Below are 12,605 nucleotides of genomic sequence, written 5' to 3' on the forward strand. Positions count from 1 at the left end.
GAGGCGGGGTCAGGGCACCGTCAGAACGATCTTTCCTCGGGCCTGGTGGGTGCGCACGCGCCCGGCCGCCGCGTGCGCCTGGTGGAAGCCGTGGACGCTGTCGATGACGGGGCGGATCCGGCCGTCGGCGACGGCGGGAAGCACTTGGTGGGGCAGGGCGGTGATGACCCGGCCGAGGTCGGCCGGGCGGCCGAAGCCGTAGGAGACGCCGTGGACGGTCAGGTTGCGGTAGGAAAGGGTGTCGAGGTCGACGGTGGACGCGGGTCCGTCGAGGCGGCCGATGTTGACGACATGGCCGCCGGTACGGGTGGCGGGCAGGCAGGCGGCGAAGGTGGGGCCGCCGACATGGTCGAGGACGATGTCCGCGCCGTCGCCGTCGGTCGCCTTCAGGACGGCCTGGGTGAGGTCCTGGTGTGCGGTGACGATGACGGTGTCGGCTCCGGCCTCGGTGAGCAGTCCGGCCCTGCCGGGCGACCGGGTGGTGGCCAGCACACCGGATGCGCCGAGGGCCCTGGCGATCTGGATGCCAAGCAGGCCGATGGCGGAGGTGGCCCCGGTGATGAGAACCCGGTGGCCGGGCCTGAATCCGGCCACCGTGAGGGCGCCGTGTTCGGTGAGCAGGCCGGTGGGCAGGGCTGCTGCCTCTTCGTAGCCGATGCCTTCGGGAATGCTGGTCACGTGCCGGTGGTCGGCCGGCACGTACTGGGCGAAGGCACGCGGGGTGGTGCCCATGACAGGGCGGCCCACCGCGGGGCTGTCGACACCGTCGCCGAGCGCGACGACCTCTCCCGCGAACTCGTAGCCCGCCAGGTACTCCTCGCCCTGCCCTGTGGCCGGGTCGTAGGACTGCCTGAGGAGCGGTACATCGGCGTGGTTGAGGGCGACCGCCCGCACCCGCACCAGCACCTGGCCGGGGCCCGGCTCGGGCACAGACACCTCCCGCGCCTGCCAGTCGGGTCCGAGACCGCCGAAGAGAGCGGTCATGGTCGTCGGGCGCCTCGTGGTCATGGAGTCTCCCGGTGTCCGTGCGCCGTGCCGCAGCGTGGTGCCGTGTCAGGTACGGGGCGGGGCCGGGGAGGGGACTGCCTCGGCCGCTGTCTGGATGATGGGTTCAGGCGGGTGTCTGTGAGGTGGGGGTGAGGGTGGCGCGGGCCAGCGTGTGGCCGTACAGCTGGAAGCCCAGCCAGGCCGGGGTGGCGCTGTCGTCGATGTCGAGGCGCGGGGTGTCGAGTGCGTGGACGACGAAGTAGTAGCGGTGCGGGCCGTGGCCGGGCGGCGGCGCGGCGCCCAGGAACCGCCGCTGTCCGGCGTCGTTGGCCAGCGTCCTCGCGCCGTCGGGCAGACCGGCTCCGCTCCCGTCACCGGCGCCCGAGGCCAGCTCGGTGACGGTGGCGGGGATGTCGAGGACCGCCCAGTGCCAGAACCCGCTCGCGGTCGGGGCGTCCGCGTCGTAGCAGGTCACCGCGTAACTCTGCGTCGCTGTGGGCTGTCCCTCCCAGGCCAGGTATGGCGAGCGGTCCTGACCCGGACCGCCGAAGATCCCGCTGCGCTGCGCGACACCGAGGGCCTGGCCGTCGGCAATGTCGTCACTGCGCAGCCGGAAGGCCCGCACCGGGGGCAGGAAGCTGTAGGGATCGGGTGTCTGGGGCATCGCTCGTTCTCCAGATGGAGGGGGTGGGGTGCATCTCCGCGCCCCGCCTGGGCGGGGTGCGGGCCAGGGTCCGTGGTGGTCCGGGCCTGGGACGCCTGGCTGTGGGGGGGTGCGAGGGGGTGGCCGACGCCGGTGTTCTGGCGCCGGCCGGGGGATTCAGTGGACCGGTCGGTGGGGCCGACTGGTCAGAGGTGCTTGTTGTAGAAGGGGATCAGGGCGGCCAGGGCCTGCTCGGTGGCCTCGGGCTTCCAGTACATGTCGTAGTGGGACTGGCCGGGCACGACGAGGAGGTCCTTCTCCTGCGAGCGCGCCCGGTTGAGGAGGTCGAACCCGTCGCGGTAGGCGCCGAACTCGCCCGGGACGCCGCCGACCACGATCTGGAGCGGCTGCGTGAGGAGCTTCTCGGCCAGGTGGTAGGCGTCCCAGCCGAGGGTCGCTCCCATGTGGGAGAACAGGGACTTGTTCACGCCGTTGGGCTGCTGCCCGCGGTCGGTGCGGTAGTACTTGGTGGCCTCCAGCACGTCGAGCGCGGTGATACCGAGCTCGGCGGCCTGCTCCGGCGATTCGGGCAGGGCGACGTCGACGCGAAGTTCCGCGCCGCGGGCTTCGGCGGTGCGCTGCCTGGCGACGGCCTCCAGGGCCGTGATCGCCTTGTCGGAGCCGGTGTCGGCGCTGAGGGCGCCCTCGCGCATGAGGCGGCCGAAGTTGACGGCGGTGACAGTGCCGACGGCCTTGAAGCGGCGTTCAGTCATCGCGGCGTTCACGGCGTAGCCGCCACCGCCGCAGATGCCCAGGACGCCGATGCGGTCCTCGTCGACGTAGCCGAGGGTGACCAGGTGGTCCACGGCGCAGCGGAAGTCCTCCACCCGCAGGCCCGGGTCCTCGATCCAGCGGGGCTCGCCGCCGCTGGCGCCCTGGTGGGTGGCGTCGAAGGCGAGGACGACGTAGCCGGCTTCGGCGAGCTTGGCGCCGTAGATGTTGCCGGAGGTCTGCTCCTTGCAGCTGCCGATCGGGTGGGCGCTGACGATCGCCGGATACGTCCGGTCCGGGTCGAAGCCGGGCGGGAAGTAGATGTCGGCGGCGACGTCCAGGTTCTTGTTCTTGAAGGTCACGGATTCCACGGGGAAACACCTCGTTGCTGTGCGATGGATGATCTGGATCGGTTGGCTCCGGTCGCCGCGAGGCGGGGCGGGGCGCGATGCCCTGCCGGCTGCCGGAAGCAGTCCGGTGGGCCCTTGCAGGGGTCAGGGGGTGAGGACGACGCGTCCTCGTAGCCCGGGCGCGGACGCGTGGGCGTAGGCGGTGGCGGCGTGGTCGAACGTCTGCCGTTCTGCCAATCTGACGCGTAGCTCGCCCCGGTCGACGTGCGCGGCCAGAGCGGTCAGCTGGCTCGCGTCGGGATGGGCGTTGAGGAACCCGCCCTCGACTTCGGGGAGCGACTGCCCGACGGTGCTCAGGAATCGGCCGCCGGGACGGATCACGTGACGCCACGCGTCGTCGATGCGCGCGGTGGCGAGCATCTTGTCCACCCCCAGGGGGCGGGCGGCCCGCACTTCGGCGACGGCGGTGTGACCGCGAGCGACGAAGCGGGCTCCGAGCCCGGCCACGACATCGGCGTCCGCCGGTGATGCGACGCCCCACACCTCGGCCCCCTGGGCGACGGCGAGGTCGATCGCGAACCCTCCGATCGAACCGGCGGCGCCGACGACCAGCAGCGATTCACCGGCCGTGATGCCCAGCCCGGCCAGCGCCTGCCAGGCCGTCGTGCCGTTGAGCGGCAGCGTCGCGGCGTGTGCGGCGTCGACGGTGCGGGGCGCCTTGGCTGTCGCCGACGCGTCGAGGGCCACGTATTCCGCCTGGGTCCCACGGCCGCTGGACAGCCAGTAGGTCCACCCGATGACGGCGTCTCCCGGACGGAACTCGTGGACACCCTGGCCGACGGCGTCCACGACGCCGGCGGCCTCCCAGCCAAGGGTTCGGTTCCACGGGCCGGACCGGGAGGTGTCCACGTCGATGGGGTTGATCCCGGCTGCGGCGACCCGTACCAGAACCTGCCCTGCCGACGGCTGCGGCTGGGGGACGTCGACCACCGACACCGCTGTGCTCGGGGATGACGTCACTGCCTTCATGACTCCTCCTTGGTAGGACAAGCCCCCACGTTCGTCTTCATTTCCTTCGCCTCTCCTTTCGCAGGAGAGGCGAGCGGCACCATCAGCCGGATCCGTGCGCCCCGGCGTTCCGGAGCGGCTTCGGATTTGCGGACCTCATGTGCGACGCGGCCCTCACCGGGTTCCCAGGCCCCGACCGACGGGTCGCCGCTGGGGCTCAGAGGTACTTCGTGAAGAACGGCGACAGGTGGGCCGTCACCTGGTCGACGTACTCGGGCACGTCGTAGAGGGAGACATGTCCGGCGCCCTCGACAAGGGCCAGCTCCTTGGGGGCGTTGACCCGGGGCAGCAACTGCTCGGCCTGCCACAGGGAGCCCGCCTTACTGCCGGCGACCATCAGCAGCGGCTGGGTGAGCAGGGTCTCGACCTGGTGGAAGGCGTCGAAGGCGTAGACGTTCGCGATGCTGGTGAACAGCATGCGGTTGTCGGCGTTCGGGTGCTGGGCACGGGGTGTGCGGTAGTAGTCGTGGGCCTCGGCCATGTCGGGGACGGTGGTCTCGTCCACCGTCTCGGGCACGTACGGCACGATCGCGGCGTCGGCGCCCCGGGCCTCGGCGGCGCGCTGTGCGGCGACCGCGTCGAGGGTGGCGAGCTGGGTGGCGACGGGCTCGGTACCGTCCCAGCCGAGGCGGTAGGCGGCGCCGATGTCGATGGGGCTGATGGTGCCGACGGCCTTGATACGGCGGTCGGTCATCGTGGCGTTGACGGCGTAACCGGCGCCGGCGCAGATGCCCAGTACTCCGATGCGGTCGGTGTCGACGTAGCCGAGCGTGGACAGGTAATCCACGGCGGCCCGTACGTCCTCGACCCGGGAGGCGGGGTCTTCGAGATGACGGGGCGTTCCGCCGCTCTCCCCCTGGTGGGAGGCGTCGAAGGCGAGGGTGACGAAGCCCTCGCGGGCGAGCTTGGCGGCGTAGAGGCCGGCCGTCTGCTCCTTGACGCCGCCACCGGGGTGCACGGAGACGACCGCCGGGTACGACCGGTCCTCCGAGAAGCCGTCCGGGAGGTGGAGGTTCCCAGCCATGGTGATGCCGGCGTTGTCGAAGGTGACGTTCTGCACGGTGATGTCCTTCGCTGATCTGTCCGGGAGAGCAGCCGTGAGGCCGACCGCTCACCCGATCGGGGGAAAGCCCGCGGAGCCGGTCCGAAACCATGCGGTGCGCGCGAGCCGACAACCATGCAACCGCCGCATCGCCGCATGAGGGAGTCACTGCTGAAAGGTGTCATGGCAGGGCACCCCACCCGGCCCTGCGGCTGCCTAGCCTGGAAGACATGGACCACCGCAGCGAGATCCGCGAGTTCCTGACCTCCCGACGGGCAAGGATCACCCCCGACCAGGCCGGACTGCCCAGCTACGGCACCCGGCGGGTGCCCGGCCTGCGCCGCGCGGAGGCCGCCCAGCTCGCCGGGGTCAGCGTCGAGTACTACGCCCGCCTGGAGCGCGGCAACCTCACTGGCGTGTCCGAGGCCGTCCTGGACGCGATCGCCCGCGCCCTGCGGCTGGACGACGCCGAGCGGGCCCACCTCCACGACCTGGCCCGCACCGCCGGAACGAGCCCACGTCGACGCAAACCGGCCAGGGCCCCGCAGGGCGTGCGCCCCAACGTCCAGCGCCTCCTCGACACGATGACCGACACCCCCGCAACCGTCATCAACGGCCGCACGGACGTCCTGGCGAGCAACGCACTCGGCCGGGCCCTGTTCGCACCGCTCCACGACAGTGCGTGGCAGCCTCCCAACCACGCCCGATTCATCTATCTCGACACCCGCTCCCACGATTTCTGGGACAACTGGGACCACGCCGCGGACGACGCCGTGGCCCTCCTGCACGCCCACGCCGGCCGCAACCCCTTCGACCCGGACCTGACGGCCCTGATCGGCGAACTGTCCACCCGCAGCCCGGACTTCCGCACCCGCTGGGCCCGCCACGACGTCCGCCGCCACACCACCGGCGTCAAACACCTCCACCACCCCGCCATCGGCACCCTCCACCTCACCTTCGAGGCCATGGCACTCGTCGCCGACGACGACCTGACCCTCCTCGCCTTCGGCGCCGAACCCGGCACCCCCTCCGCAGACGGCCTACGCCTGCTGACCACCTGGGCGGCCACCCACAATCAACAGCGCGCGGTCCCTACCGTCGACGAGACCTGAGCGATCGGCCTGGACCCTCCCAGCACCCCGCGAACGCCTGAGCTGTTGTCGCTGCCGCCGCTTAGCTCTGGATCGCCGGGTCCGGCCGGGAGCGAGCGGGCAGTACCAGAACGGTGGCACCTCGGCGCAGGGCGGTGTTTTCGAGGGTGAGCTGCCGAACGGCCTCCTCGTACAGCTCCAGGATGCGGCGCAGGTCGACGTTCTCCTGCCGCAACCGGTGCAGGTTCGCCTTCATCCGCTCGCCGGGCGACGGGCGGGGCGGACGCGCCCGGCTGCGCCGCATCATGACCCGCCTCGACCCGCACCTCTGCCCGGGCTCCTTCCTCACCTGCGCGCCCGACGCCGACACCGTCACGGCTGCCCTGGATAACTCCGGCTCCGACCATGACCCGCCGGACAGAACCTAACCAAGTCCGACTTGAACCCCACCATGATCACTTTTAGTGATCATGGTGATAGGGAACAATTAGGCACTTACTCACCCTGCCGCCGTTCCCAGAATGTTCCCAGCAGGACACAGAAAAGGCCCTCCATGTCACCCATGGAGGGCCATCACTCATCTGACCTGCACTTCCTTGAGCCGCCTTCGGGATTCGAACCCGAGACCTACGCATTACGAGTTGTCCGATCTTGGTCCGGGGGCGTCCACGGGTGTCCGCTACGGGACTCACATGCCTGGTCAGAGGGGCTATCGGACCTCCATGGACATCAGCGGACCGCCCTGGAACGGAAGGCCGTTGAGACCACAATTGAGACCACGGCCTCTTCGCCCCGAAGTAACTGAGGCAGAGGCTCGACCACCAGTCAGGATGCCTCTCACCTGTTGGGGACGGTCACTCGTGATCGTCCGTCTTCATCGCCGGTCGGCCTCGCACGGCCCAGGGACGACCCAAAGAGCCGAAGCGGGGCCCGTCACTGACCTTGGCCTAACCACACGGTTGTGGCACGCAGGGTTCGGCCTCTGATAGCGACATCTTTCTGTAAATCGGGTGATTGTGAGAGCCGGAACTGCCAGACTGTGCCGTCATGGACAAGATTCACACCAAAGCAACAGAACTAGTTTTGGCCGCTGTCGCCGACGCCGAATACTCGGATAATCCAAAGCCCTGGGATTATGGCTGGAGCGCCGAATCGTACCGACACTCCCAGGCTGCCGCCATCTCCTCACCGAGCGGCCCAGTCCGTCTATCGAAAACGGGCGTTGAGAAGCTGGAAGAGCTCCATGTATTACTTTCCAAACAGTCACAGGTGCGCGATCGATGGGCCCTTGAAGAGCTTTGGGGATATCTCGCGACACTCATCGCTTTCGTCTACGTATCCGAAGGAACGGAAGATCTGGCGAGGCGACTACTGGCACGCATTATCTATACAGAACCATCCATCGTGGTTTTCCCGGTTTCCAACATCGCGTGGGCTGGGGATCCAATAAGGATGGGTAAGAAGAATGTAGTCGGTCTCCTAGATGACACATTTGTTGATGCAGTTCAAAACTTGGGCGGTCGAGGGCAAGCACACAGAAGCCAGATAGCGACCTATGTGGGTGAGCTCAAACACAGGGAGCCGCGAGTCGGATTTGCCGCACTCGTTCCGGGACAACGCGGCAAGGCTCGCCGCCAAGCGGAAAGAAATTTTCAGGCCTTGGTGAACCTGACGATGATGCTCGTCACAAATAAGAGCGATCGCCGTTTGTGGTCCCTAAGGGGGGACACAAATCGCCCGGGTCTCAGAGGGATCACACTAGACAGGAAAGCCGTCGAGGACAGCCTCAGAGAGTCGGGTGACCATGTTGAACTGTACTCCAACCCGCTGGTGATAGATGCCCTTGGAGACAAGGGTGGAATCCAATGGCAAGGAGAAGATCCAATACCTCTAAAAGAACTGCTAGCGGACGACTCGCTTCATGCCGCCGTCGAGACGTGCCTCGCGCAGGAGAACAGCTTCTTGCGTCGGCTACATGTCGCCGCTCGCTGGTTCGCTGAGAGTTATTGGGCTTCAGCCCAGGACGATGCAGCGCTGGCGGCGGGCGTGGCTCTGGATGCTCTCCTGGGATCAAAATCTGCTCTACCTGGACGGGCCATGAAAGAGCGGTACGCCCTGCTTGAACCAGAGGCCAGAACGAGGTCAACGCGCGCGAGGGAGCATGAAGAATTTTATTCCGTCAGAAGTACTGTCGCCCACGGCGGTGAAGTTCGTAAGCTCAGCGAAGGAAACTTCTTGAGGGACATGCAGGACTCGGTAACCTGGGCAGCATGGAGATTGCTCGACATTCACACGACATTCTCAGTCTCCAGCGATAAGGAATTTGAATCCCTATTTGACGAAATCCGGTGGGGAACGCGCGAGTGGCCCTCGGTAGAAGGAAAGAGCTCACCAAGTTGACCCTCAGGTCAGCGGAGCGGCTTTGGGCTGGAGCCGATTTGGTGCGAGTGATCAAGCGACCGAGGCACCACCCGACGCCTTCCCCATACAAGAACGACGACGGCCCGCACTGTTAAGTGCGGGCCGTCGATGCGCTTGGGGCTCAGCTGATGGGCGGGCTGTAGCGCAGAACCCAGCCGGGGCCAGGGCGATGCACAGTGACCTCAACAGCGCGACCGGTCTTCGTGTAACCGGTGTGCGTGATCTGAAGCAGGCTACTGCCGATCTCGACACCGAACGCGTCCGATTCGACGGAAGTCGCTGCGTAAAGCGTGATCTCCTCGATAGCTTCGGTCTGCTCGAATCCCGCGTCACGCATCCGGCTGATGATGCCGCCGAGTCCGGGGTCGGGGTTTTCGATGCCTGCGGCATCTGCGACGTCCACGGGGACGTACGAGTCAGCGAGCTGGACGAGGCGCTCACCGTCGTACATGTGCCGGGCACGGATCACTGTCTGATCAGCGGTCGCGATGCCGAGAAGCTCAGCGACGTGAGAGGGCGCGGTGTCGCGACGGATCGCGGTTTCCACACGGGGCGTGCCACCGAGACGCTTGATCTCGGTCTCGAAGGCGCCGCGACTCTCGCCGGCCTCCCTGCGGGCGGTGCGGTAGCGCTCTGTGGCGTCACGGACGATGGCGGTGTTGCTGCTCACTTCGATCTTTCCTCTCAGACAGCGGGCTGGTCGATGGGCCACTCATAGCTGAGCGACCAGAGGGTGATGGGCATGACGTGCACGCAGACTTCCACGGCTCTGCCGGTCTCGGTCAGACCGACGTGGGTGATCTCGTAGACCAGCCCATCGGCTGAGATGCCGAGCAACGCCGCTTCAGCCTTGCTGGGGGTTCGTACGTCAAGGGACTCCCGGATTCGGACCTGCGGGTACCCGAGTTCGGCAAGACGAGACTTGCTACCGCCGTCCCCGGTGTCCTGCTGCTCCAACTGCGTACCGAACGCCACATCCCCCGGAAAGTACGAGGTTGCGACCTGAACCACGGTCGCGTCAGCACGCATGACCCGCGCCCTGACGAGTGCCTTGGCAGCGTGATGGAGGCCGAGAATCTGGGCAACGGGTTTCGGTGGCCGTTCCCTGCTGATCTCGGTGGTCGCGCCCGGAGTCATCCCAAGCCTGGCGACTTCCGCCGCGAAGGCGCCTCGTGCGCCGGCCTCTTCCCGGGCTGACTTGATGTAGCGGCCGGTTCCGTCTCGGTGGATCTTCCCGAGGATCGGAGAGACGAAGGTGCCCTCTCCTCTACGGGAAATGATCAGGCCTTCGTCGCGCAGAACCTCGTACACGTCACGGGCGGTCTGGTAGGAGACTCCCTCGGATTCGCTGAGGTCCCGGACCTTGGGCAGCGCTGAACCAGGGGGGTATACCCCCTGCTGGATCTTCGCCCGCAGCTCAGCGGCAAGCCTCGGAACCTTGTTCTCCTTCACGCCTGACTCCCTCGGTGTGTAACTCACGCGCCCCCAGTCTTGCAGAACTAGTCCTAGAAGGATAGCCGGGGTCACCCCGCGACCAAAGCGGCGACTCGCCACTCCCCTGAACTAGTTCGCTCGGAGATTCTGAACTAGTTCTGTTGACACCCCCTCCGCGGCGTGCCTTAATCGTCACAGCGCACCGCAGAACTAGTTCAGCGGAGCGACAGGACGGCCCTCCTTTGGGTTGCTCCGTTGCAGTGCCGGTTCGGGACGGCTCGCTTCCATATGGGGCCCTGAGCTGGTTGTTCCTTGAGAACTGAACAGTGATCGTGCGGGGCTGACGCGAGAGCGGCAGTCACGGCAGGTGCCTAGGGCGAGAGTTCGGGTGGCAAACCGTCGTGATGAACGCAGCTCTCCCCCTATGCGCCTGGCAGGCGCCACCCGGTGACGGGTGTGGGGAGGTACAGCGTGGCTCCAATGCACGTGGCGGGATGAGAAGACCGCCCCCGAGACGACCGGGTGACGTCGTCGGCGGCACGCCAACCTGCACCGTTCGTGCAAGCCGCCCTGCTGGCGTCAGAGCAGTGACGATGACGCACCCGATTTCCGGGCTCGGGACCGGTGGCCGTGACAACGGTGCTGGTGAAGCTCTCGGAATCCCACATCTACCGCCCCGGTATCCAGCCGTGAGGGCGCGGGATCGACTCCCGCCCGGGGCACTCCGGCCGCTGTTTTGCGGCCTGGCCGCGCATCCTCGCGCGGCGTTCACCACAACGGCGTGCGGCTCCCGGGGTGCCACCCGGGAGCCGCTTCGGGCCGTTCCACCCACTGAGGAGACACGACCCATGAAGCACATCGGTGCTGTTCAGACGGACGTTACGACCGACGACTTCGACAACGAGCCGGCCCCCTGGGACCTGGTCGACATCGAAGACGAGATGCCGCTCATCCAGGCGGAGATTGAGCTGCTGGACGTGCAGATCAGCCTGTTGGACCGGCCGGCCACGGAGACGGACACCCGGCGGCTGCGGCGGGCTCACCGCAAGGTGCTGGCCGCCCGCCTGGTGCTGGCCAACCGGGACGGTGTCGCGTTCTCGGACGTGGCGTGATGGCGGGGAAGTTCACCGCTCAGATGTCGGTGAGCCGGGGCCGGTGGCGCCTGTACGTGGTGCTGCTCAACACCACTGAGCGGTGGCCTGAGTTCGGCTTCGACCGGGCGCTGCCGGTGCCGACGTTCACGGAACGCACAGAGGCGCTCAGAGTGCTCGGCTTCGAACCCGTTCCGGGTTCGAAGTGGACGTGGACCGAGGACAGCGAGACCTCCGACGACCCTGCCTCGCCGGTCTGCCTGATCGCCGCGATCCGGGTGCGTTCATGGTCGGGGGTGGGCGCGTGAACGCCGTTCAGATCCGTTCAGCCGAGCGCGCGCTGTCCGTGGGCACGTGGCTGATCGTGGCGGGCGCGATGCTGTATTCGATCCTCACCGTCACCCCGCTCGCTGCCGAGCACACACCCGACCAGTGGGACTGGACGGCACCGATCCTGCCGACTGTGGTCGATGCGGCGGTGGTGATCGTGGTCCGCCTCGATGCCGTGCTCGCCTCTCTGGGGGGCCACGGTGGGAAGTGGCCGATCGTCCTGCGTTGGATGACCGGCTGCATGACCCTCGCCCTGAACATCGCAGACTCCGCACTGCGGAAAGACCTGGTCGGCGCGGCCGTTCACGCCGTCGCGCCGCTCCTGCTGATCGTCACGGCAGAGGCCGGACTCGCCTACCGCCGCGCCATCACCACCGCCGTCACCGCCCTGGAAACTCGGCAGCAGACGGAGCGGGCGGCGCGGGAACAGGCAGCGGCCGAACGGCGTGAGGCGGCGGTGCGGCTGGCCCGTGAGGAGCGCGAGCACACCGCCCTGCTGGCGCGTGAACAGCGTGAGCACGAAGCCCGCCTGATCCGTGAGCAGGCTGAGCGCGAGGAGCGGGCGCGGCGCGAGGAAGCCGAGCGCATGGAGGTCCGTGAGCGGGCCGAGCGCGAGCAGCGTGAACGCGCTGAGCGTGAGCGTGAACAGCAGCGGGCAGAGCGTGAACGCCGTGAACGCGAGGAAGCCGCACGCCGTGAACAGGCGCGACAGCAGCACGCTGAGCGTGAGCGTCGTGAACAGGTGGAGCGGGCGGCGCGTGCCGAGCGTGAACGCGCCGCGCTGCTGGCCGGCGGACCGGCTACGGAGAAGCTTTCGGAGGACCGGGCCCGCCCGATCGTCCGGGCCGCGTTCGAGTCCGGTCTGCCGACGCGGGCCGCTGCCGAGTTGTGCGGCTGGTCGGTCGGCTGGGTGTCCACCCGCTATCAGGAACTGCGCGACGCCGGCCACCTCGGCACCGCCCGCGAGGCGGTACCGGCTGAGGCGGTGGCGTGATGTCCCTCGGGTACGCCAAGTGCTTCGACCCAACCGGCGCCCGCTACGGCATCCCCACCTACCCGTGGCGGTGCGTCCCCGACGGCTACGCCACCCGCCGCCAACTGCGGGCGCGCGGTCTGCGCCCGGGTGGTCAGCAGGTGGCCGCTCAGGCACTGCGCCCGCGCTTTCGGCGCGGCCCACTGGTCGCCTACTTCTACCGCCTCGACTGCGCGAAGCCCGTGCGGCCGATGACGCCGGCGAAACGGCGGGCGCTGGAGTGCGCCAACCGCGCCCGCCGGACGTGCCCGCAGTGCCGCACGGACGCCGGATACGTCATCCCCACCTCCCTCGGAGTCTGCGTGCCCTGCGCCTACCCCGACGAACAGCGCGCCGCCTGAACC

At 68.0% G+C, this 12,605-nt stretch carries 14 protein-coding genes; 6 read left to right on the plus strand and 8 right to left on the minus strand.

Translation table 11 applies throughout. The features are described 5' to 3' along the window. Positions 1-9 precede the first annotated feature (9 nt). The 5 genes from CW359_RS17890 to CW359_RS17910 all read right to left on the minus strand — a co-directional run bounded on the left by CW359_RS17890 (position 10) and on the right by CW359_RS17910 (position 4,879). Positions 10-1,008: a quinone oxidoreductase family protein gene (locus CW359_RS17890; protein WP_198655258.1), complete on the minus strand. Its 999-nt coding sequence runs from the start codon at positions 1,006-1,008 to the stop codon at positions 10-12. A 103-nt stretch (positions 1,009-1,111) separates the two neighbouring features. Then, positions 1,112-1,651 (minus strand): YbhB/YbcL family Raf kinase inhibitor-like protein, encoded by a 540-nt coding sequence (locus CW359_RS17895; RefSeq protein ID WP_105970941.1) that lies wholly within the window; start codon positions 1,649-1,651, stop codon positions 1,112-1,114. Between the two features lie 185 nt (positions 1,652-1,836). Beyond that, positions 1,837-2,772: an alpha/beta hydrolase gene (locus CW359_RS17900; RefSeq protein WP_105970942.1), complete on the minus strand. Its 936-nt coding sequence runs from the start codon at positions 2,770-2,772 to the stop codon at positions 1,837-1,839. Between the two features lie 123 nt (positions 2,773-2,895). After that, on the minus strand, positions 2,896-3,780 hold the full coding sequence (locus CW359_RS17905; protein ID WP_105970943.1) for an NADP-dependent oxidoreductase: 885 nt from the start codon (positions 3,778-3,780) through the stop codon (positions 2,896-2,898). Between the two features lie 196 nt (positions 3,781-3,976). Next, a complete protein-coding gene (locus CW359_RS17910; RefSeq protein ID WP_107503111.1) occupies positions 3,977-4,879 on the minus strand; it encodes an alpha/beta hydrolase in 903 nt (300 codons plus the stop codon). Positions 4,880-5,091: 212 nt separating this feature from the next. Between CW359_RS17910 and CW359_RS17915 the strand changes: the two genes are divergently transcribed. Then, positions 5,092-5,973 carry a helix-turn-helix transcriptional regulator gene (locus tag CW359_RS17915; protein WP_105970944.1) on the plus strand — a complete coding sequence of 294 codons (882 nt, stop codon included), beginning with the start codon at positions 5,092-5,094 and terminating at the stop codon, positions 5,971-5,973. A 61-nt stretch (positions 5,974-6,034) separates the two neighbouring features. On the opposite strand, the gene CW359_RS17920 is transcribed toward CW359_RS17915, so the two are convergent. Beyond that, positions 6,035-6,259 (minus strand): ubiquitin family protein, encoded by a 225-nt coding sequence (locus CW359_RS17920; protein ID WP_157968565.1) that lies wholly within the window; start codon positions 6,257-6,259, stop codon positions 6,035-6,037. Positions 6,260-6,999: 740 nt separating this feature from the next. Here CW359_RS17920 and CW359_RS45310 point away from each other — a divergent pair. Further along, positions 7,000-8,352, plus strand: a complete 1,353-nt coding sequence (locus CW359_RS45310) for a hypothetical protein (protein ID WP_157968566.1) — start codon at positions 7,000-7,002, stop codon at positions 8,350-8,352. Positions 8,353-8,494: 142 nt separating this feature from the next. On the opposite strand, the gene CW359_RS17925 is transcribed toward CW359_RS45310, so the two are convergent. Both CW359_RS17925 and CW359_RS17930 read right to left on the minus strand, forming a co-directional pair. Further along, on the minus strand, positions 8,495-9,043 hold the full coding sequence (locus tag CW359_RS17925; protein ID WP_105970946.1) for a UTRA domain-containing protein: 549 nt from the start codon (positions 9,041-9,043) through the stop codon (positions 8,495-8,497). A 14-nt stretch (positions 9,044-9,057) separates the two neighbouring features. Continuing rightward, a complete protein-coding gene (locus CW359_RS17930; RefSeq protein WP_105970947.1) occupies positions 9,058-9,825 on the minus strand; it encodes a GntR family transcriptional regulator in 768 nt (255 codons plus the stop codon). Positions 9,826-10,655: 830 nt separating this feature from the next. Between CW359_RS17930 and CW359_RS17935 the strand changes: the two genes are divergently transcribed. Genes CW359_RS17935 through CW359_RS17950 form a run of 4 tightly spaced genes read left to right on the plus strand, consistent with a single transcriptional unit; the run spans position 10,656 to position 12,602 of the window. After that, the gene (locus CW359_RS17935; protein WP_105970948.1) at positions 10,656-10,919 is read left to right on the plus strand and encodes a DUF6284 family protein; all 264 of its coding nucleotides are present in this window, start codon (positions 10,656-10,658) and stop codon (positions 10,917-10,919) included. Further along, positions 10,919-11,206: a DUF6303 family protein gene (locus CW359_RS17940; protein WP_105970949.1), complete on the plus strand. Its 288-nt coding sequence runs from the start codon at positions 10,919-10,921 to the stop codon at positions 11,204-11,206. Before CW359_RS17935 ends, CW359_RS17940 begins: the two co-directional genes overlap by 1 nt. Further along, complete coding sequence (locus CW359_RS17945; protein WP_105971009.1) at positions 11,203-12,222, plus strand: DUF2637 domain-containing protein; 1,020 nt, start codon at positions 11,203-11,205, stop codon at positions 12,220-12,222. The genes CW359_RS17940 and CW359_RS17945 overlap by 4 nt, the downstream gene beginning before the upstream one ends. Then, positions 12,222-12,602, plus strand: a complete 381-nt coding sequence (locus tag CW359_RS17950; RefSeq protein ID WP_105970950.1) for an RRQRL motif-containing zinc-binding protein — start codon at positions 12,222-12,224, stop codon at positions 12,600-12,602. Before CW359_RS17945 ends, CW359_RS17950 begins: the two co-directional genes overlap by 1 nt. The last annotated feature ends 3 nt before the right edge of the window (positions 12,603-12,605 follow it).

This window comes from Streptomyces geranii, assembly GCF_002954775.1.
GTDB lineage: Bacteria > Actinomycetota > Actinomycetes > Streptomycetales > Streptomycetaceae > Streptomyces > Streptomyces geranii.

Excerpts from the sequence above, each read along its gene's own strand:
- CW359_RS17890 (WP_198655258.1), bottom strand. The coding sequence starts at position 1,008 with ATGACCACGAGGCGCCCGACGACCATGACCGCTCTCTTCGGCGGTCTC.
- CW359_RS17895 (WP_105970941.1), bottom strand. The coding sequence starts at position 1,651 with ATGCCCCAGACACCCGATCCCTACAGCTTCCTGCCCCCGGTGCGGGCC.
- CW359_RS17905 (WP_105970943.1), bottom strand. The coding sequence starts at position 3,780 with ATGAAGGCAGTGACGTCATCCCCGAGCACAGCGGTGTCGGTGGTCGAC.
- CW359_RS17915 (WP_105970944.1), top strand. The coding sequence starts at position 5,092 with ATGGACCACCGCAGCGAGATCCGCGAGTTCCTGACCTCCCGACGGGCA.
- CW359_RS17920 (WP_157968565.1), bottom strand. The coding sequence starts at position 6,259 with ATGATGCGGCGCAGCCGGGCGCGTCCGCCCCGCCCGTCGCCCGGCGAG.
- CW359_RS45310 (WP_157968566.1), top strand. The coding sequence starts at position 7,000 with ATGGACAAGATTCACACCAAAGCAACAGAACTAGTTTTGGCCGCTGTC.
- CW359_RS17935 (WP_105970948.1), top strand. The coding sequence starts at position 10,656 with ATGAAGCACATCGGTGCTGTTCAGACGGACGTTACGACCGACGACTTC.
- CW359_RS17940 (WP_105970949.1), top strand. The coding sequence starts at position 10,919 with ATGGCGGGGAAGTTCACCGCTCAGATGTCGGTGAGCCGGGGCCGGTGG.
- CW359_RS17950 (WP_105970950.1), top strand. The coding sequence starts at position 12,222 with ATGTCCCTCGGGTACGCCAAGTGCTTCGACCCAACCGGCGCCCGCTAC.